General features: G+C 58.8%; 13 protein-coding genes. 8 read left to right on the plus strand and 5 right to left on the minus strand.

The window, feature by feature from the left end:
- Positions 1 to 60 precede the first annotated feature (60 nt).
- Positions 61 to 1,329: an MFS transporter gene (locus tag ACO06L_RS09480; protein WP_202347859.1), complete on the minus strand. Its 1,269-nt coding sequence runs from the start codon at positions 1,327 to 1,329 to the stop codon at positions 61 to 63.
- Between the two features lie 181 nt (positions 1,330 to 1,510).
- Here ACO06L_RS09480 and ACO06L_RS09485 point away from each other — a divergent pair, with 181 nt between their 5' ends.
- The 3 genes from ACO06L_RS09485 (at position 1,511) to ubiT (ending at position 4,622) form a co-directional block, all read left to right on the plus strand.
- Positions 1,511 to 3,370 (plus strand): ATP-binding protein, encoded by a 1,860-nt coding sequence (locus tag ACO06L_RS09485; protein ID WP_202347860.1) that lies wholly within the window; start codon positions 1,511 to 1,513, stop codon positions 3,368 to 3,370.
- Between the two features lie 17 nt (positions 3,371 to 3,387).
- The gene (gene narL, locus ACO06L_RS09490) at positions 3,388 to 4,047 is read left to right on the plus strand and encodes a two-component system response regulator NarL (protein WP_062781167.1); all 660 of its coding nucleotides are present in this window, start codon (positions 3,388 to 3,390) and stop codon (positions 4,045 to 4,047) included.
- A 68-nt stretch (positions 4,048 to 4,115) separates the two neighbouring features.
- Positions 4,116 to 4,622, plus strand: a complete 507-nt coding sequence (gene ubiT / locus ACO06L_RS09495) for a ubiquinone anaerobic biosynthesis accessory factor UbiT (protein WP_227716023.1) — start codon at positions 4,116 to 4,118, stop codon at positions 4,620 to 4,622.
- Here the strand turns inward: ubiT and ACO06L_RS09500 are convergent.
- Positions 4,600 to 4,962: a DUF488 domain-containing protein gene (locus ACO06L_RS09500; RefSeq protein WP_064227710.1), complete on the minus strand. Its 363-nt coding sequence runs from the start codon at positions 4,960 to 4,962 to the stop codon at positions 4,600 to 4,602. The genes ubiT and ACO06L_RS09500 overlap by 23 nt on opposite strands.
- 157 nt (positions 4,963 to 5,119) lie before the next feature.
- On the opposite strand from ACO06L_RS09500, the gene ACO06L_RS09505 reads away from it, so the two are divergent.
- Genes ACO06L_RS09505 through ACO06L_RS09515 form a run of 3 tightly spaced genes read left to right on the plus strand, consistent with a single transcriptional unit; the run spans position 5,120 to position 10,159 of the window.
- Entirely contained in the window at positions 5,120 to 5,758 is a 639-nt protein-coding gene (locus tag ACO06L_RS09505; RefSeq protein WP_202347861.1) for a TetR/AcrR family transcriptional regulator, read from the plus strand.
- The gene (locus ACO06L_RS09510) at positions 5,742 to 7,070 is read left to right on the plus strand and encodes an efflux RND transporter periplasmic adaptor subunit (RefSeq protein ID WP_202347862.1); all 1,329 of its coding nucleotides are present in this window, start codon (positions 5,742 to 5,744) and stop codon (positions 7,068 to 7,070) included. The genes ACO06L_RS09505 and ACO06L_RS09510 overlap by 17 nt, the downstream gene beginning before the upstream one ends.
- Positions 7,067 to 10,159: an efflux RND transporter permease subunit gene (locus tag ACO06L_RS09515; protein ID WP_202347863.1), complete on the plus strand. Its 3,093-nt coding sequence runs from the start codon at positions 7,067 to 7,069 to the stop codon at positions 10,157 to 10,159. Before ACO06L_RS09510 ends, ACO06L_RS09515 begins: the two co-directional genes overlap by 4 nt.
- Positions 10,160 to 10,193: 34 nt before the next feature.
- Here the strand turns inward: ACO06L_RS09515 and ACO06L_RS09520 are convergent, their stop codons facing one another.
- Both ACO06L_RS09520 and ubiU read right to left on the minus strand, forming a co-directional pair.
- Positions 10,194 to 11,087: a U32 family peptidase gene (locus ACO06L_RS09520; RefSeq protein WP_202347864.1), complete on the minus strand. Its 894-nt coding sequence runs from the start codon at positions 11,085 to 11,087 to the stop codon at positions 10,194 to 10,196.
- A gap of 13 nt (positions 11,088 to 11,100) precedes the next feature.
- Positions 11,101 to 12,096, minus strand: a complete 996-nt coding sequence (gene ubiU / locus ACO06L_RS09525; protein WP_202347865.1) for a ubiquinone anaerobic biosynthesis protein UbiU — start codon at positions 12,094 to 12,096, stop codon at positions 11,101 to 11,103.
- A 292-nt stretch (positions 12,097 to 12,388) separates the two neighbouring features.
- Here ubiU and ACO06L_RS09530 point away from each other — a divergent pair, with 292 nt between their 5' ends.
- The gene (locus tag ACO06L_RS09530; protein ID WP_202347866.1) at positions 12,389 to 14,404 is read left to right on the plus strand and encodes a methyl-accepting chemotaxis protein; all 2,016 of its coding nucleotides are present in this window, start codon (positions 12,389 to 12,391) and stop codon (positions 14,402 to 14,404) included.
- 114 nt (positions 14,405 to 14,518) lie between these two features.
- Here the strand turns inward: ACO06L_RS09530 and hemN are convergent, their stop codons facing one another.
- The gene (hemN, locus tag ACO06L_RS09535) at positions 14,519 to 15,937 is read right to left on the minus strand and encodes an oxygen-independent coproporphyrinogen III oxidase (RefSeq protein WP_202347867.1); all 1,419 of its coding nucleotides are present in this window, start codon (positions 15,935 to 15,937) and stop codon (positions 14,519 to 14,521) included.
- 235 nt (positions 15,938 to 16,172) lie between these two features.
- On the opposite strand from hemN, the gene ACO06L_RS09540 reads away from it, so the two are divergent.
- Entirely contained in the window at positions 16,173 to 17,705 is a 1,533-nt protein-coding gene (locus ACO06L_RS09540; RefSeq protein ID WP_202347868.1) for a cryptochrome/photolyase family protein, read from the plus strand.
- The last annotated feature ends 13 nt before the right edge of the window (positions 17,706 to 17,718 follow it).

The raw sequence follows: 17,718 nt of genomic DNA on the forward strand, positions 1-17,718 counted from the left end.
CGCGAAATCTGCGTGGTTACTACCTCATAACCCGTTTCTACCACCCTGGTGGTAGGCGGCTTATATCCCCGGGTGGAGAAGGTGTTCACGCTCGTGCCGGCGGCTTTCCCGGGCAAACAGGAAAAGACAGCCAAGCAGCAGCAGAAAGAGGATCATGAAGACCGCACTGCGGATACCCAGCCAGTGGTTAACGCTGCTGAAAATCACCGGCAGCACAAAGGCTACCGAACAGGCGCTCACCAGAAGCAGCCCGGCAATAAAGGCCGCCACCGAACGATTCTCAACAATAACCAGCCGCTGGAGGCTGCCCATGGTGCAGCCCATGGCCAGCCCGAGGGTAACGACAAACACACCCTCTACTTGCATGGGCAGGGCAAATTCAACGCGGATTGTGGCGTCAACGCCCTGGATAAACAGGGTCATAGGTGGGTAAGACAAAACAAACAGCGCCATCAGACAGACCATCAGTGCGCGACTGACAACCCTTGCACTGCCGAATCGATCGGAAAACCCGCCTCCCACGATCTGGGCCAGGGCTCCGGGAATAACAAACCATTGAGCCAGCCGCGCGCCGGAGTCCACTGGCAGGTCAAACTGCGAGGACAGATAATCCGGCAGCCACAAAGCCAACGCAAAGAAGCTGCCGGCGACAACGCCAAAATAGCCACAAAGCTGACCGGCCCGCTTCGTCTGCATGCGGTGCAACAGCACCCGGACTGACGTTTCGGCAGTCGGGTCCGCCTCGGCGTCTTCCGGATCGGTGAGCATGACCAACAGCGCAAGCACCAGCACTAGGACGATCAAATAGGCCAACGGCACCCCGTGCCAGGAAAAGGCCTCATGGAAAAGTGGTACCAGGTAGTAATTGAATCCCGCACCGGTCACACCGGCACCAAAAACTCCCAGCACAAGGCCAAGGCGTTTGGATTCACAGTGCCCTGTCACGAACTGCAGCCCGGCACTGTAAAATCCACCCGCCAGCCCAAGTCCGCCGGCGGCAATCAGGTACCCGGGGAAGGTATCGGTGGTCAGGAGTATAACCATGCAGGCTGCGAGCCCGGCCAGACAGACCAGCATGATCCGGCGGGCGCCGAATTTCTGCGCCGCCAGGCCAGCAGGAACCGCCAGCGCCGCGCCAACCGCCATCGGCATCGCCAGCAGAAATCCAAACTGCAAGTTGCTGAGATCCAGTTCCGAACGCAGATGGACTCCGGCCACCGCAAACAGAGTCCAGCACCCGGCAGCAACAACAAATCCCGCTACCGCCAAAGGCAGTACCACTGCCAATGACGCCAGCCGGTCATCTGCACGATCCGTTTCGGACTTCATTGCTGTCGCTCTTCTGGAAACCTGTTTTTCAGTTTCATCTTTTGATCATAAAAGGGTCAAAGATTATGATGGGTTACCAACCATTGGGGTAATTGACTATCCTCAAGGAGGTATCACGGAATCCTGGTGCGAGGCATAATTCACTCTGCCCCGCCAAACGCATTGATGCGCACGAGATCGAATGAAATCCAGAAGCCCGCTTGTAAACCGAATCGCCATCGTCGTTGGCGCAGTGGTGGTGACAGCCCTTGTCAGCATGGCGACCACGCTTGCGGTGTCCAAAAGCATCGAAGGCAATGCCACCGCGATCAATTTGGCGGGCGCCCTGCGCATGGGGGCCTTCCAGTTGCTTGCCCGGAGCGCGGGGCCTGCCGTTCCAGAGACCGGGGAGGACTCGGTCATGAAGATGCTGGACGGCTACGAGACCAAGTTGGCTGACGCCAGCATTACCAACGCCATCCCAGAGAGCCCCGACCATCCGCTCGCCGCCCAGTACCAGATCATTCTGGAATCCTGGGAAACCATGCTTCGGCCTGCCCTGCAGGAACACAAACAGGGCACGCCTGTTTCAGGGGCCATGCTTGCCTCAACACAGCAATACGTTGATAACGTAGACCAGCTGGTGAAGATGCTGGAACAGCGAACCGAAGCCCGTATTGACCTGCTGCACCTGATTCAGATCATCAGCCTGGCTTTCTCCATTCTTATCATCGTGGCGCTGTTCATTGATCTGAAAAATCGTATTTTGCGCCCACTGCGTAAACTGGTCAGTATCGCCATCGCGGTGGGCGATCAGGACTTTTCCCGCAAGGCCAACCTGAGCGGCTCCGACGAGCTGGCACAGCTTGGCCAGGCCTTTGACCAGATGACCAGCGAGCTGGCTCTGACTTACCACGAGCTGGAAGAAAGGGCCCGACTGAAAACGGAAGAGCTGGAAAGGAGCCACGCGGCCCTTCAGCTCCTGCACTCAGCCAGCCGGGACCTGTTTGCCAAACACGATCTGTGCAATGGGGCGATCCCCATGCTTCAGGAGCTTGAGCAGCTACTGGGCATTGGCCCGATCCGTCTCTATCTCCATGACAAGGAATCCTCGGAGCCAATTCAAGCAATCACGACCGCCAGCCGAGAGCGGCCCTTCTACTGCCGTGATCACCACTGCAATGCCTGCCTGGTGACGCCTGAGGCCTATGACGAGCTGCCCGTGGAATCCAACGACGGCCGTCGGCTCCTGCTCCCGATTCGGACCCCCGGTCAGCTGCTGGGCACGCTGGAAGTCTGGTACCCGGCCGAAGAAGGCCTATCAAAAACTTCCAGACGATTGCTGGAAACCCTCAGCGACCAGCTGGCCACCGCCATTTTCCTGGAACGGCAGATTACCGAGGAACAGCAGCAGACCCTTGCTGAAGAACGTACCGTGATCGCCCGTGAACTGCATGATTCCCTGGCCCAGTCACTGTCGTACCTGAAAATGCAGGTTGCCCGGTTGCGCCGCCTTAACATCGAAGGCGAGCAGCAGGAAATCCACGAGGCCATTCTCGATGAACTGAGCGCCGGCCTGAACAGCGCCTACCGCCAGCTTCGGGAGTTACTGGCCACCTTCCGGCTGAAGCTGGACACGCCGGATCTTGCTACTGCCCTGCAAAAAACCATTGAAGAGTTTTCCGAGCGCCTGGGTAAGCCGGTTGAGCTACAGTACAATTTGCCGCCCCAGACGCTGTCACCAAATGAAGAGATCCATACCCTGCAGATTGTGAGAGAAGGCCTTGCCAACGCGGTCAAACACGCAGATGCCACGGACATAACCGTGGATGTTCTGTTCGAATCACCGCAAGTACGGGTACGAATCCGGGATAATGGCAAGGGCCTGCCCGGTAGCGACCAGCCCGTCAACCATTACGGCCTGATCATCATGCAGGACCGCGCCCGAACCCTGGGCGGTAAGGTCGAGGTAAGCAACCGGGATGAAGGGGGCGTGGAAGTCACCCTGGGATTTGTTCCCAAAAGCCGAAACCTGATTCCCACAGAAGCATCAAACGCCTGACAACAAGAGAGAACCCGATGTCTGAGTCACCCGCAAGTATTCTGTTGATCGACGACCACCCGCTTCTTCGCCAGGGCATCAAACAGCTGATCGACATGGAAGACGATATGGTCGTGGCCGGGGAGGCCAGCAACGCCGCCGACGGCATTCGGCTGGCCACTGAACTGGAGCCCGACCTGATCCTGATGGACCTGAACATGCCCGAGATGGACGGCATTGAGGCCCTGAAGAAACTACGGGAACAGAACATCAGCTCCCGCATTGTGATGTTCACCGTGTCGGATCAGGAAGACGATGTTGTAGCGGCACTCCGGGCCGGTGCAGACGGCTACCTGCTGAAGGACATGGAGCCGGAAGACATGATCACCCAGCTCCATCAGGCGGCGGTCGGCAAAATGGTGATCAGTGACCGACTGACCACCCTGCTGGCCGAGGCTTTACGCTCCAACAAGCCCCAACAGGCATCACGCCCGGATTTCGACAGCCTGACACCACGGGAAAAGGATATTCTGCGCCTGATTGCCGAGGGCCTCTCGAACAAGATGATTGGCCGCAAGCTCGACATCAGCGACGGCACCGTCAAGGTCCATGTGAAACACCTGCTGAAGAAACTGAACCTGCGCTCACGGGTGGAAGTGGCCGTCTGGGCCGTGGAAGAAGGCCTGCACAAGGGCTGAGTTATATCAAATCGTTCCAGAGCACTTTGCTTTACTCTAGGCCGGTTACTGACCGCCCGGAGTAAAGCATGGCTTTTCCACTAGCTTCCATCACCTCCCTGAACTCTCCCCTCGTGGGGCAAACGCTTTCGGTCCTTCGGGAGTACCTGCCCTCCCCCGTGCCCATGCTAGGCGCTATTGATCGCCGAATCCCGGTGCCCCTGAAGCAGCTGGCTGCAGAAGCGCCGCTTAATCGCATTTTTGCCCAGGCAATCGATGATGGAGAATTCGATGACTTCGAAGGCCGACGTATTCGTCTGGAGGTGAATGGCGGACAACCCGGTATCACCATTGGCTTCTGGGCCGGGCGACTCCGGGTGATCGATGGCGCCGGCGAAGCAACCATCCGCGGCTCGCTGACCGCCTTCAGAACCCTGGCGGAACGTCGACAGGACCCCGACCAGTTGTTTTTCCAGCGTCGGCTGGTTATTGAAGGCGACACCGAGCTGGGCCTGGGGCTGAAGAACCTGCTCGATAGCCTGGAGTGGCAGCTTACTTTTCGGAACTTCCGCCCTAAAGGCTGTCCTTCAGAATAAAGTCCCGGAGCGCCACCGCGTTGTTATGCTCGGTGTCTTTGGCCGCAAACACTAGCGTTATGGAGTCATTTTGCTCAAGCAGTTTCTTGAGCGCCTCAAGATCCTCGCCGGCATCACCTGATGTCAGCTCTTCAAGGTACCGCTCCCGAAACTCCGGCCATTTATCCGGATCGTGACCGAACCACTTTCGCAGTTCAGTTGACGGCGCCAGCCCCTTCAGCCAGTGGGCTATATCCGCATCTTCTTTGGCCAATCCCCGAGGCCAGATACGGTCAACAAGCACCCGTGGGCCATCTGAGCGTTCTGCTGCTTCGTAAGCGCGTTTCAGTTGGATATTCAAAGATATGCTCCACCCTGAATGTGTGCATCTTCCAGCCTATCCCGAACATCCAGAAATTCAAAAAATGGCCTGACCGTCAGGATGCAGCACCCACCTTGCTTTCTCAGGCATCATAACCCAGAATAAAGTAATTAATTACTTTCTTTCCCTGAAGCCTATGCCGACGATCAACGAAAAAACCAAACGCGCCTACCAAAACACAGAACTGCGCCAATCCTCCACCATTGAGGCAGTCATCCAGCTTTGCGCCGAGCAGGATCCTGCCACCCTCACTACGGCCCGGATTGCCAATGAAATTGGACTCTCGCAGGGAGCGCTGTTCAAGCATTTCCCCAACAAGAGCCGGTTATGGGAATCGGTGGCCGGCTGGGTGTCAGGGCAGATTACGCGGGAGGTCTTCAGTGCCGCTGACCAACATCAGCAGGCGGACCAGGCACTCGAAGCCATGTTCCTGGCCCACGTAGGCTTTATTGCCCGGCATCCGGGCATTCCTCGCCTGATGCTGGGGGAGTTGCAGAAGCCCGGCAACGGCCCTGCTAAAAACATCATCCGCCAGACTCTCGCACGCTACCGGAAGAAGGTGATCGGGTTATTGGACCTCGGTATACAACAAGGTCTCATTACTTCCGATATCGATACCGAGGCTGCGGCGGTGCTGTACCTCGGAGCCATTCAGGGGCTGGTGGTTCAGGCCATGGTCAGTGGCGAAATTAATACTCTGGAGCAAGCGGCACCTCGAATCTTCAAGCTCTACAGCGCCAGCTTTCGGGGGATGTCAGATGACCCGGAAAAATAAACTGGCTCTGGGCCTGGCGTTGATCGTCGGCATCGTCTTTGTCGTGATCATGGTAAGTCTGAAACAACCGCCAGAACGGATTGAGGCACAGACGGCCGCGACCCCGGTGCGGACTCTCGAGGTAACACCCCGAGTGTTCCGCATCGAAGCCCGGGGCTACGGTCAGGTGCTGCCGGCCCAAAGCTGGAATGCAGTGGCCAATGTTGGTGGGCGGGTTATCTGGAAACATCCTGATCTGGAAAGCGGTAACCTGATCGCCGCGGGTACCCGGCTGCTCCAGATCGATCCCACCCGCTATGAGCTGGCCGCAGCAGCTGCCAGAGCGGACCTGACCGGCATAGAAGCTGAACTGCGACAAATTGAGCAAGAGGAGCGCAATACCAGAGAATCACTCAAGCTGGAGGAACGCCGGCTGACGCTGGCAAGGCGGGAACTGGACCGGGCAAGAACCCTGGCCGCGAGGGGCGCCCTATCCGAAACTCGGTATGACGAGCAGCAGCTGGCGACCCTGCAGCAGGAACAGGCGGTTCAGAGCCTGAGTAACCAGTTGAACCTGATTCCGGTGAGGCGGGATACCCTGGAAGCCCGCAAGGCCAGGGCGGAGTCGGTCCTGGCCGGTGCCCTGGAAGACCTGAAAGACACCCGCTTTGAAGCGCCCTGGGATCTCCGGGTACATAAGGCCGATATCGACAACGGCCAGCACGTCAGCCCGGGCCGGCCCCTGTTCATTGCCGACAACATAGCCCGGGCCGAGGCGAAAGTGCAGCTGGAAGTGGAGGAACTGCGCCGGGTGTTATCTCAACTGTCGGACGGCAGCCTGCCGGACCCTGGCGCCGGCACAACCAACCACTTCACCGATTTTCATGAAAAGATACCTCTGGGTGACCTGGACATCCGGGTGATGCCCACCAATGTGCCGGATGCGCACTGGCCCGGAGAACTTACCCGGGTGACCAGCAGTCTCGACCCGGCGACACGCACGGTTCAGGTGGTAGTTTTGGTGGAAGAGCCTTATCGCAACGCCAATCCGCCGGCCCGCCCACCGCTGGTTCGAAACATGTTTGTGCAGGCCACGATTGCCGCTCCTACTCCCGAGCCGGTTATCGTGATCCCGGCCAGCGCCGTCCACCAGGGTGTGGTGTACCTTGTTGATGAGGACAATCGACTGCAGCGCAGGGAGGTCTCGATCTCCTGGCAACAAGGAGACAAGACTGTGATCAGCGAAGGCTTGGCGCCCGGGGAATTACTGGTGCTGGATGATCTTGTGCCCGCCATAGACGGCACCTTGCTGGCCCCGGGAGACCAACCATGATCCGCTGGTTCGCGGGGCATCCCACGGCAGCCAACCTGCTGCTGATTCTGATGCTGGCCGCCGGCCTGTTTGCCGCCCCCAACCTTACCCGGGAAACCTTTCCGGACTACTTGCCGCCGGAAGTCAGCATCACCATCGAATACCGGGGTGCTACAGCGGCCGACGTGGAGGAAGCCATTTGCCAGCGCCTGGGTGAAGCCCTGCAGCAGGTAGAGCACATGCAGGAGATCCGCTGCACGGCCCGGGAAAACCAGGCTCAGACCATTGCCAGCATGGAGCCCGGTGGCGACATGGGCCAGTTTCTGGACGACATCCGCACGGAAATCGAGGCCCTCACCGACCTGCCGGAGGAAGCCGAAGACCCGATCATCCGGGAGCTTTATCGCACCGACCTGGTCGCTGCTATCGCGGTCACTGGCCCCATGAGTTTCGTCCACCTGGAAAGCTACACCAGGCAGTTGGAAGACCACCTGTTTGCCATCGAAGGCGTTGCCAATGTGGTACCGGTTGGCCTGTCCCAGCGCCAGTGGCAAGTGGAGATATCCCGGGATCGCTTGCGGCAGTATGGTTTGGGCGTTCAGGATATCGCCCGGGCCATCAGCAGTCAGAACGTCGACATGCCCCTGGGCACCCTGGAGACCCACAGCCAGGATATCCAGCTCCGTTTTGTGGATGAGCGGCGCTCGCTGCAAACACTTGCCAGCCTGCCTGTACTCGGCAGTCAGCCCGGAGCCGTGCTCACCCTTGGCGATATCGCCACACTGTCTGAAACTTATGAACGGAGGGAGGAGCGGGTCGAGTTCAATGGCCAGCAGGCGATCATTCTGGAAATCCACAAAAACCGGGATGAAGATGCCCTAAGGGTAATGGGCGCGCTGCAGGCGTTCATTACTGAAGAAACCGCCCGGCGAGGTGGAACGGTAAACCTTGAGATCACCCAGGATATGACCTCCATCGTCAAGGACCGCCTGCAGATGCTGGTCGGCAACGGGGTTACCGGACTGGTACTGGTGGGGCTGGTAATGGCCCTGTTCTTCCGGCCCCGGCTGGCATTCTGGGCGCTGTTCGGGCTGCCCGCGGCCTTTGCCGGCGCCTTCGTGATGATGGCCCTGGCCGGGCTGTCCCTGAACATGATCACCCTGGTGGCACTACTGATGGCCATCGGCATCGTGATGGACGATTCGGTGGTGGTCACCGAGAACATCGCCCGTCATGCCTCCGAAGGCGCTACTCCGCTTCAAGCCGCCGCCCAGGGCACCCTGGAAATCCTCCCGGGCGTGTTGTCCTCGTTTCTGACTACCGTCTCGGTGTTTTTGCCCCTCGCGTTTCTGGCCGGCGAGCTTGGTTCGGTACTGGAGGTTTTGCCGGTAGTGCTTATTGCAGCCCTGGCCGCCTCGTTGATCGAAGCCTTCTGGATTCTGCCTCATCACCTGAAGAGTGGTTTGGGCCAAGGCCGGGACAAACCCGCTTCCCGCTTTCGCGCTCGGTTTGACCGGGTCTTTGAAGCAAGCCGGGAAAAGGTGGGGCAACTGGCTGACACAGCCATCCGCTTTCGCTACGGAGTGTTAGCCGGGGTGCTGATCATTCTGCTGGGGTCCGTCGGCCTGATGGCGGGCGGCCACGTGCGCATGGAGGCCATGCCGGAAATCGACGGTGATGTACTGGAAGCCCGGTTGCTGATGCCCCAGGGCACTCCACTGCACCGGACCCGCGAAATCACCAACCGGATTTCCGCAGCCATGCTCAGACTCAACGAGGAATACACCCCACAGCAGCCTGACGGCCAGGCACTGGTGCGCAACGTCCAGACCCGTTTCAACCAGCACGCAGGTGCCGGCGAGAAAGGCGCTCATGTGGCCACGGTGATGGCCGACCTGCTCACAGCGGAAAACCGTACCGTCGATCTGGCCACCCTGACCAACCGCTGGTACCAGGAAATCGGCGATATCCCCGGCCTGATTGCTCTGAATATTCAGGAACCGGGATTCGGCCCGGCGGGCACTCCGATCGAGATCCGGTTGCAGGGCAGCGACCTGGATCAGCTAAAAGAAGCGGCCCGTTTTATGGGTAATGCGGTGGCCCAGTACACCGGCACCTTCAACGTGCTGGAGGACCTGCGGCCCGGCAAACCCCAGCGCACATTGAAACTCAAAGACAGCGCCCTGCCCCTGGGCTTGACCGCCAGCGATGTCGCCAGACAGATCCGCACCGCACTGCTGGGCGATATTGTCGATACAGTTCAGATAGACGACCAGCACATCGAAATTCTGGTCCGCCAGAACCGGGCCGAACGCTCCACCCGGGCGTTCCTGGAAGATACTGTTATTGCCGGCAAGACCGGCCAGATGATCCCGCTACGAGAGGTAGCCGACATCACCGAAGAACGCCAGTGGGCCCAGGTTACCCGCATTGATGGTCTGCGCACTGTGACAGTATCGGCGGATGTGAACGGCCGTCAGACCAATGCCGATGCCATCGTTACCGACCTTCAGAATCATGCGTTTCCAGAGCTTCGCGAACGATGGCCCGAACTCACTCTTCAGGTAGAGGGCCAGACCGCCCGCTCCCGGGAAACCGGCCAGTCCATCGCCCAAGGCCTGTTGATTGGCTTGCTGGGCATTTTCCTGATCCTCTCATTCCAGTTCCGCAGCTATCTGGAGCCGCTCATCGTGATGCTGTCGATTCCGGTGGCTTTCATGGGTGCGGTCTGGGGCCACCTGATCATGGGCTACAACCTTTCCATGCCCTCGATAATCGGCGCGGCGTCTCTGGCTGGCATTGTGGTCAACAATGCCATCCTGCTGGTACAGTTCATAAAGAGTTACCGGGAACAGGGCAGGACCACTGCCGAAGCCGCCGGGGATGCCAGCCGGAACCGATTCCGGGCCATCATGATCACCACCAGCACCACCGTAGCCGGCCTGCTGCCTCTGCTCACCGAAACCAGCACACAGGCCATGGCGGTGATTCCACTGGTGATCTCCGTAGTGTTTGGTCTGCTGGTATCCACTGTTCTGGTACTGGTAGTGCTGCCCGCGCTTTATACAATCCTTGAGGATCTGGGTTGGGCGAGAAACACTACGCCCTGAATGAGCACGCGGGGTGCGTCTCCCGGGCCGTGATTCATGGTTTAATCAGGTCCATCCCCGGCTTGCCATACCAGTACCCGTTGCAGGGTGGTGCCTCCACCAGCTGCAGCGGGTCGGTGGCCGGCATGTCGCCCCGGCGCACCCTGTCAAAGCGTCTGACCACCTCCTCCATGCCCAGATGTTCCGGGCTCAGGCGCACGGTGCTTACCCCCATACGTTCCATAGCCGGCAACTCCCGCATCAGGTCATAACGGGAACCAGACAGGGTGGAAATGCCGTTGATGCGAAACAGCTCCTGGTTTTCCCGGGAGCGCAACTCCATGCCGTCCGGATGCTGCAGGCAGCGGAACTCGCAGTTGTCCTTGGGCAGGTTGTAATGGCGCGCGGTAAAGCATCGGGAGGACCAGGCCAGGGGCAGGAAGCCCCAGGAAAACACTTCGGCGGGAAGATCCAGTCCTTCCTGCTGCAGCTCCTTGATCAGCTGCTCGAGGGTTTCCTTGCCCAGTTCCACCGGCAGGTTCCAGCCCTGTAAGCCCTGCTTTGCCAGGATTTTCAGGGTAGCGGTGTTGTAGATGTTCATTGAGGGACCGGTAATAAACGGAATCCTGTTCCGGATGGCTACCTGCAGGGCGCTCTGATCGTTGGCCTCTACCCGGAATTCATCCTGCTCACAGAACCGGCGCAGGCGACGCAAATCGGCCTCCGACTCAATCAGCGTGAGCGTGGAGAGCACCACATTCTTGCCACAGGCGTTCAGATCACGGGCCAGATCCAGCCAGTCATCCGGTTTCAGTTCCCGCCGGCGAGAACACACCACCTCCCCCAGATAGATGGTATCCACCGGCCACTCGGCGGCATTGACATAGAAATCGAAAACGGTCTGCCTGGACCAGAACCACAGGATCGGCCCCAGGGATAACTTCAGCATGGATGGTGAAACCCTATTTCCATTTGCGATGGTAGGCGCCCAGCGTTGTCAGGCCGCCCTCGGAAAGCCCCGCCAGCGTCTGCTGCCATTGAGGTTCAACAGTAAAGCCGTCGGTGCCGGCTTCAAGATTATCCAGGGCATGGCGCCAGGTTCTGGCTACGTCTGCGATATAGGCCGGGCTTCGCTGGCGACCCTCAATCTTCACGGCACTGATACCCAGCGCCTGAAGCTCTGGCAACAGGTCCAGGGTGTTCAGGCTGACCGGCTCCTCAATGGCGTGATAAACATGACCCTCAACCTCAAAACGGCCTTTGCACAGCGTCGGGTAGCCGGCGGATTCGCCCTGGCCATAACGGTCAATCAAGACATCGTTGAGGCGGGATTCAAGCCCCTGCGGGGTTTCCTGCCAACGCACAGCTTTGGCAGGGGAACAGGCTCCCCGGGTATTAGGCGACTCATCGGTCAGGTAGGAAGACAGATAGCAACGGCCCTCGGCCATGATGCACAGGCTACCGAAGGCAAATACTTCCAGTTCTACCGGGCTGTGTTTGGCCACACCACGCACTTGGTCCAGTGACAGAACCCGGGGCAGCACGGCCCGGCGAATATCGAAGTTGTCCTTGTAGAAGGAGAGCGCTTCGTGGCTGGTGGCAGATCCCTGAACCGACAGATGCCGGGGGATGTGCGGACATCGGTTGGCGGCATAATCCAGCAGGCCCATATCGGCCAGGATAATGGCGTCCACACCCAGACTTGCGGCTCTGTCCACCGCCCCCTTCCATTGCTCCCAGCCGTCTGGTTGCGGGTAGGTATTGATGGCACAAAAGACTCTCGCGCCCCGGAGATGGGCATACTCGATACCCTCGGCAGCACGCTTGTCGTTGAAGTTCAGGCCGGCAAACTGACGGGCGTTGGTGCTGTCTTTAAAACCGAAATACACGGCGTTGGCGCCGTTATCAACGGCGGTTTTCAGGGCCGGGAGACTGCCGGCCGGGCACACAAGTTCCATGGTTTTCTCCGCCTTGGATTAACGGCATCGACCATATCGGACACATCGCCCGGCTACCTTGACCTTTGTCAGCAGGATACCCCCAGTCTGCTGAATACCTCTGTGGTAGTACTCTACGCGGCATTACGGATGCCACGGTTAATTGATAATTATCAGAACCTTAACATGCAGAAACATAAGCTTACCTGCCCGTAACTACCTCCACTGCTACTCCTTCACGCTGATAGAGAGCAACCTTGCTATGCCGGGATAATAGCGGCATATCCGACACGGACAGCCAAGGCAGAACGCTATGAAATTTATCAACAATCTCTCCATGCGGGGCAAACTGATCACTCTGGTGGTGCCGGCCCTGCTTGTTATCCTGTTTTTCGCGGCAGAAAGCGTCGTTCTGAATCAAGGCGAATTGGATGACATGCGACAACTGCTCTCAAAGATCGAACTGGCTGAAGCCGGTGATCCCCTCACCGAAGCCCTTCAGAAAGAGCGTGGTCGCTCCGCGGTTTTCCTTGCCAGCAAGCCGGGCAGCGATGCCGCCCGGCAGGCCGAAAGAGATCTTGCGGAACAGCGGCGCCAAACCGACACGCGGATTTCAGACTATCAGCGCCACATCAATGCCCTGATGACAGATGCATCGTTTGACAGGATGGTTGAAACGAGCATTCAGTCCGTTCGCCAGGGACTCGACAACATAGATGCCCTGCGCCGCTCCGTCGACAACCGCAGCGATGCCAGCAGGGGCTACACGACGCTGATTACGGGTTTGATAGAGCGCATTGGCCTTATTGTCCGGCGCTCAACCGATCCGGATTTGACCCGCGAGGTTAACGGCTACCATGCCCTCGCCAAGGTTGCCGAGATGGCCGGCCGCGAAAGAGCCGCGGGCGCCTCCATGATTCGCAGCGGTGACTTCGATCTGCCCACCGTGGCCCGAATTGCGGGTCTCGGCGGGCAGCAGGAAGCCTTTCTCAACGAAGCCATAACAATGCTGGCGTCTGACAATGAAATCCGGGCAACCCTGGAGAATCAGACCTTCAGCGTTGCAAGCCAGGCTCTGGCCGAGCGTCGCGAAACACTGTTCAGCAGCCCATCAGGCATGTACGCACTGGACGCCTCTGACTGGTTCACAACCACCACCCAACGTATCGGCAACCTCAATCAGGCCAGAGAGGCCATGTTGTCTGGCGTACTAAGCCTGGCATCAGACGGCGTTGCCGATGCCCGTAACGACCTGATGCTGGCCTCAGGCATTTCCGCAGGTGCCGTTCTGGCTGTACTGGTTCTGATGCTGGTGATTATCCGTGCCATCAATCTCCAGGTCGGCCGTCTGCTCGATGGCGTTCGGTTCGCCATGGACAACAAGGATCTGACCCGTGAGATAGAAATCTCCAGCCATGATGAAGTGGGCACCATTGGCAAGGCCATTAACGAGCTGTTCGAACGCTTTGGCAATGCACTGCTGCACATCGACAAATCCAGCGTCCAGCTGGCCACTGCCACCGAGGAGACAAGCTCTACGGCCGGGCAGAACGCCAGCCAGGTGAAAAACCAGCAGCAACAGATTGAGCAGGTGGCCGCGGCCACCGAAGAAATGTCGGCCACCTCCGAGGAAATCTCCCGGAACACCCAGCAGGTGGCCGATGCTGCCCGCAGCGCCATGGAGAAAAGCCGAAGTGGCGAGCAGGTGCTCCACGGCAGCGTGAAGAGTATTCGTTCCCTGGCCAAATCGGTTCAGAAGGTGAATGAGGTAATCGAAGAACTGGAGAACCGCAGCTCAACCATCGCCGACGTGGTGGACGTAATCCGGAAGGTTGCCGATCAGACCAACCTGCTGGCGTTGAACGCGGCGATTGAAGCCGCCCGCGCAGGCGAACACGGCCGAGGGTTTGCAGTGGTTGCCGACGAAGTCCGGACCCTGGCGCAACAGACCCACGAGTCTACGACCCAGATTGAGAACATTATCAACGGGTTCCAGAGCATTACCGACAGTGCCAGCCGCTCAATTGTGGAAAGCCACAAACTGGCGAACGCCACCAGCGAGCAGGCTTCAGAACTGGAGCAGACCTTCGCCGATATCCTGACCGATGTGAACAGCATCTCCGATATGGCCAGCCAGATTGCCACCGCCTCCGAAGAACAGGTCGCGGTTACCCGGGAACTGGCGGGCAATATGGAATCAGTCAGTGAAGCGGCGATCCTGACCCTCACCGGCTCCCAGGAAATCACCCAGGTAACCGGCGAGCAGGCGCGGCTCGCCAGGGTCCTGCAGGACCTGGCCAACGAGTTCAAGGTGCCGGCGTATAGCTGATGCCTGCAGACGTAAAAGGGGCTGTCCGGAAACGGACAGCCCCTTTTTTTGGCTCTCGAAATGAACATGGGGTCAGAAGAAGGCATTCTTCTGACCCCGACTCAGCCGCTGCTATCAGATAATCCGGGAGAACCTCTGGCTGGCGCCTTCTTTGCGATACAGGTCAAAAATCTGGCAGATGGCCCGGATCAGCAGGCGACCGGCGGGCTGAACCTGAAGGGCATTGCCGTCATCAGCAATCAGCTCATCCTGAATCATGGGCTTCAGACGGCTGAGCTCATCGGCAAAATAGCGGTTCAGATCTTCCTGCCAGACATCTGCAAACAGCTGACGGTCCAGTCGGAACTGGCAAATCAGCTGGCCGATCACCCAGCGGCGGATTCGGTCGTCCCGAGTCAGGTTGACACCTTTGGTGATGGCCAGCTGACCGGCATCAATGGATGCTTCCCAGGACGGCAGGTCGTGGTTGTTCTGGAAATAGGCGTCGTCCGTCTGGCCAATTGCGGAAACACCGAGGGAAACCAGATCGCATTCGGAATGGGTGGTGTAGCCCTGGAAATTCCGGTGGAGACGGCCTTCTCGTTGCGCCACCGCCAGGCTGTCGTCCGGCTTGGCGAAGTGGTCCATGCCAATGTATTCGTACCCGGCGTCCAGCAGGCGATTGATGGTGTTGTGCAGGATGGTCAGCTTCTGCTGCGGACTCGGCAAGGTGTCGCCCTGAATCCGGGTCTGCGGATAGAAACGGTCCGGCAGGTGGGCATAGCTGAACACTGAGAGCCGGTCCGGCGACATCTCGATCACCGCTTCCAGTGTCTCGGCAAAGCTTTCCGGAGTCTGGTACGGCAGGCCGTAAATCAGGTCCAGGTTGATGGACCGGAAGCCGATGCGCCGCGCCTCGTTGAGCACCGCTTCGGTCATGGCCCGGGGCTGGATGCGGTTCACTGCTTTCTGAACCTCCGGGTTTACATCCTGTACCCCCAGACTGATCCGGTTAAAGCCCAGGTTCCACAGGGTTGGCAGGGTATCCTGGTCCACTTCCCGCGGATCAATTTCCACACTGTAATCCCGCTCATCACCGGTTTGCAGGTTGAACAGCTCCCCGTATCCCGCCATCAGGTGTTCCATCACATCTTTAGGCAAAAACGTCGGGGTACCGCCACCCCAATGCAGCTGTGTCACTGGCCGGTCGGCCCCGAACAGTTTTGACTGGATAGCCGCCTCTTTCAGCACCCGCTCAACATAGGGCATCGCCTTGTCGCGTTTTTTGGTAATGACCTTGTTGCAGGCACAGTAGTAGCAAAGGTGCGCACAGAACGGCAGGTGGGTGTACAGCGACAGCGGCCGGCCACTGGCCTTGCTGCGAGCCGCGGCTTTGACCATGTCCTCAATGGGGTAGTTCTGGTTGAACTCGACGGCCGTGGGATAAGAGGTGTATCTCGGGCCGCTGAGATCGTAGCGGCGAATCAGGGCATCATCCCAGATGAATTCTGGCAGTGTTGAGTCTTGGGCTTTGAGTGCGGGTGTGGAGGTCATGGCAAACTCGGGGTCAGATGAAATCTGGGGTCAGATGAAAGTGTCATCTGACCCCATGTTCAAGAAAGCTCACGCATTTTAGGGCAATCCTTTGCGTCCCTTTTTGATGCGGGTCAGCTGAGCATTGGATTCAGTTTACCAGCCCGGTTACTGAACCACCCTTGGGCTCTTGGCGTACTTGGTTTACCCCTTTGTGGGCATAGCCCGCAGCATACTGACTGGAGAAATCTTCACCATGGCTAACCTGATTCTGATCCTCGGCGACCAATTAACGAGAGACATCAGCGCCCTCGAAGACGCCGACCGCAACCGGGATCTGGTGGTGATGGCCGAAGTCCATGAGGAAGCGAGCTACACCAATCACCACAAGAAGAAAATCGTGCTGCTGTTCAGCGCCATGCGCCACTTTGCCCGGCAACTGGAGAGCGATAGCTGGCAGGTTCATTACCAGGCCTATCATCCGGACAACCAACACCAGAGCCTTGAGGCCGTGGTTGGCGAACAGGTGAAGCGGCTCAATGCGGAAAAAGTAATCACCACCGAGTGTGGCGAATGGCGACTGCATGACCAGATCAGTGGCTGGCACGAACGCCTCGGGGTGCCGGTGGAGATTCGGCCGGATACACGGTTTATTGCATCCAAACAGGAGTTTGCCGACTGGGCCGAAGGCCGCAAGCAGTTGCGGATGGAATTCTTCTACCGGGAGATGCGGCGCAAGACCGGTTTGTTGATGACCCCCGAGGGCGAACCGGAGGGCGGACAGTGGAATTTTGATGCCGACAACCGGAAGAAATGGACCGGCAAGCCGCCGGCCCCGGCGCCGTTCCGGATAGAGCCGGATGCCATTACCCGGGATGTGATCGGTCTGGTAGACGAGCATTTCGGCGATCATTTCGGCACCACCGACGATTTCCATTTTGCCGTGACTGCCGAGGACGCGCAGGCGGCGCTAGAACACTTTATTGATTTCGCCCTGCCCTGTTTTGGCGATTATCAGGACACGATTTCCGATACCGAGGACTGGCTGTTTCACTCCATTCTTTCGCCCTATATCAATGCCGGGCTGCTGGATCCTCTGACGGTTTGCGAGGCGGCCGCCCAGGCGTGGTATTCAGGGCGAGCGCCGATCAACGCGGTAGAGGGATTCATCCGGCAGATCCTGGGTTGGCGGGAGTTTGTTCGGGGCATTTACTGGATGAACATGCCGGGATATGCGCAGGAGAACCGGCTGGGCAACACCCGCGCCCTGCCCTGGTTCTACTGGACCGGGGACACGAAAATGCGGTGCATGCACAAGGCCATTGATGCTACCCGCCGCAACGCCTACGCCCACCATATCCAGAGGCTGATGGTCACCGGCAACTTCGCGCTGCTGGCGGGCATCAAACCTGAAGAGATTTGCGATTGGTACCTGGCGGTGTACGCCGATGCCTACGACTGGGTGGAACTGCCCAACGTGCTTGGCATGGTGATGCACGCCGATGGCGGCTACCTGGGCTCAAAGCCCTACGCCGCCAGCGGCAAGTACATCCAGCGCATGTCGGACCACTGCGCCAACTGCCATTACAAGGTAAACAAGACCACTGAAGATGATGCGTGCCCGTTCAACGCCCTGTACTGGCATTTCATCGATCGCCATCGGGACGACTTTGCCAAAAACCCGCGTATGGGCATGATGTACCGGAACTGGGACAAGCAGAAGCCGGAGCGGCGGGAAGCGCTGCTCCGGCGCGCCGAGCATCTGCTGGCGAACCTGGAGCAGCTGTAAAGCCGCAACAGCG

It is taken from the genome of Marinobacter sp. (assembly GCF_965229985.1).
GTDB lineage: Bacteria > Pseudomonadota > Gammaproteobacteria > Pseudomonadales > Oleiphilaceae > Marinobacter.

Bases quoted from the DNA above. Each gene is read 5' to 3' on its own strand.
- ACO06L_RS09480 (WP_202347859.1), bottom strand. From the start codon at position 1,329: ATGAAGTCCGAAACGGATCGTGCAGATGACCGGCTGGCGTCATTGGCA.
- ACO06L_RS09510 (WP_202347862.1), top strand. From the start codon at position 5,742: ATGACCCGGAAAAATAAACTGGCTCTGGGCCTGGCGTTGATCGTCGGC.
- ubiU (WP_202347865.1), bottom strand. From the start codon at position 12,096: ATGGAACTTGTGTGCCCGGCCGGCAGTCTCCCGGCCCTGAAAACCGCC.
- ACO06L_RS09530 (WP_202347866.1), top strand. From the start codon at position 12,389: ATGAAATTTATCAACAATCTCTCCATGCGGGGCAAACTGATCACTCTG.
- narL (WP_062781167.1), top strand. From the start codon at position 3,388: ATGTCTGAGTCACCCGCAAGTATTCTGTTGATCGACGACCACCCGCTT.
- ACO06L_RS09520 (WP_202347864.1), bottom strand. From the start codon at position 11,087: ATGCTGAAGTTATCCCTGGGGCCGATCCTGTGGTTCTGGTCCAGGCAG.
- hemN (WP_202347867.1), bottom strand. From the start codon at position 15,937: ATGACCTCCACACCCGCACTCAAAGCCCAAGACTCAACACTGCCAGAA.
- ACO06L_RS09485 (WP_202347860.1), top strand. From the start codon at position 1,511: ATGAAATCCAGAAGCCCGCTTGTAAACCGAATCGCCATCGTCGTTGGC.
- ubiT (WP_227716023.1), top strand. From the start codon at position 4,116: ATGGCTTTTCCACTAGCTTCCATCACCTCCCTGAACTCTCCCCTCGTG.
- ACO06L_RS09540 (WP_202347868.1), top strand. From the start codon at position 16,173: ATGGCTAACCTGATTCTGATCCTCGGCGACCAATTAACGAGAGACATC.
- ACO06L_RS09515 (WP_202347863.1), top strand. From the start codon at position 7,067: ATGATCCGCTGGTTCGCGGGGCATCCCACGGCAGCCAACCTGCTGCTG.
- ACO06L_RS09505 (WP_202347861.1), top strand. From the start codon at position 5,120: ATGCCGACGATCAACGAAAAAACCAAACGCGCCTACCAAAACACAGAA.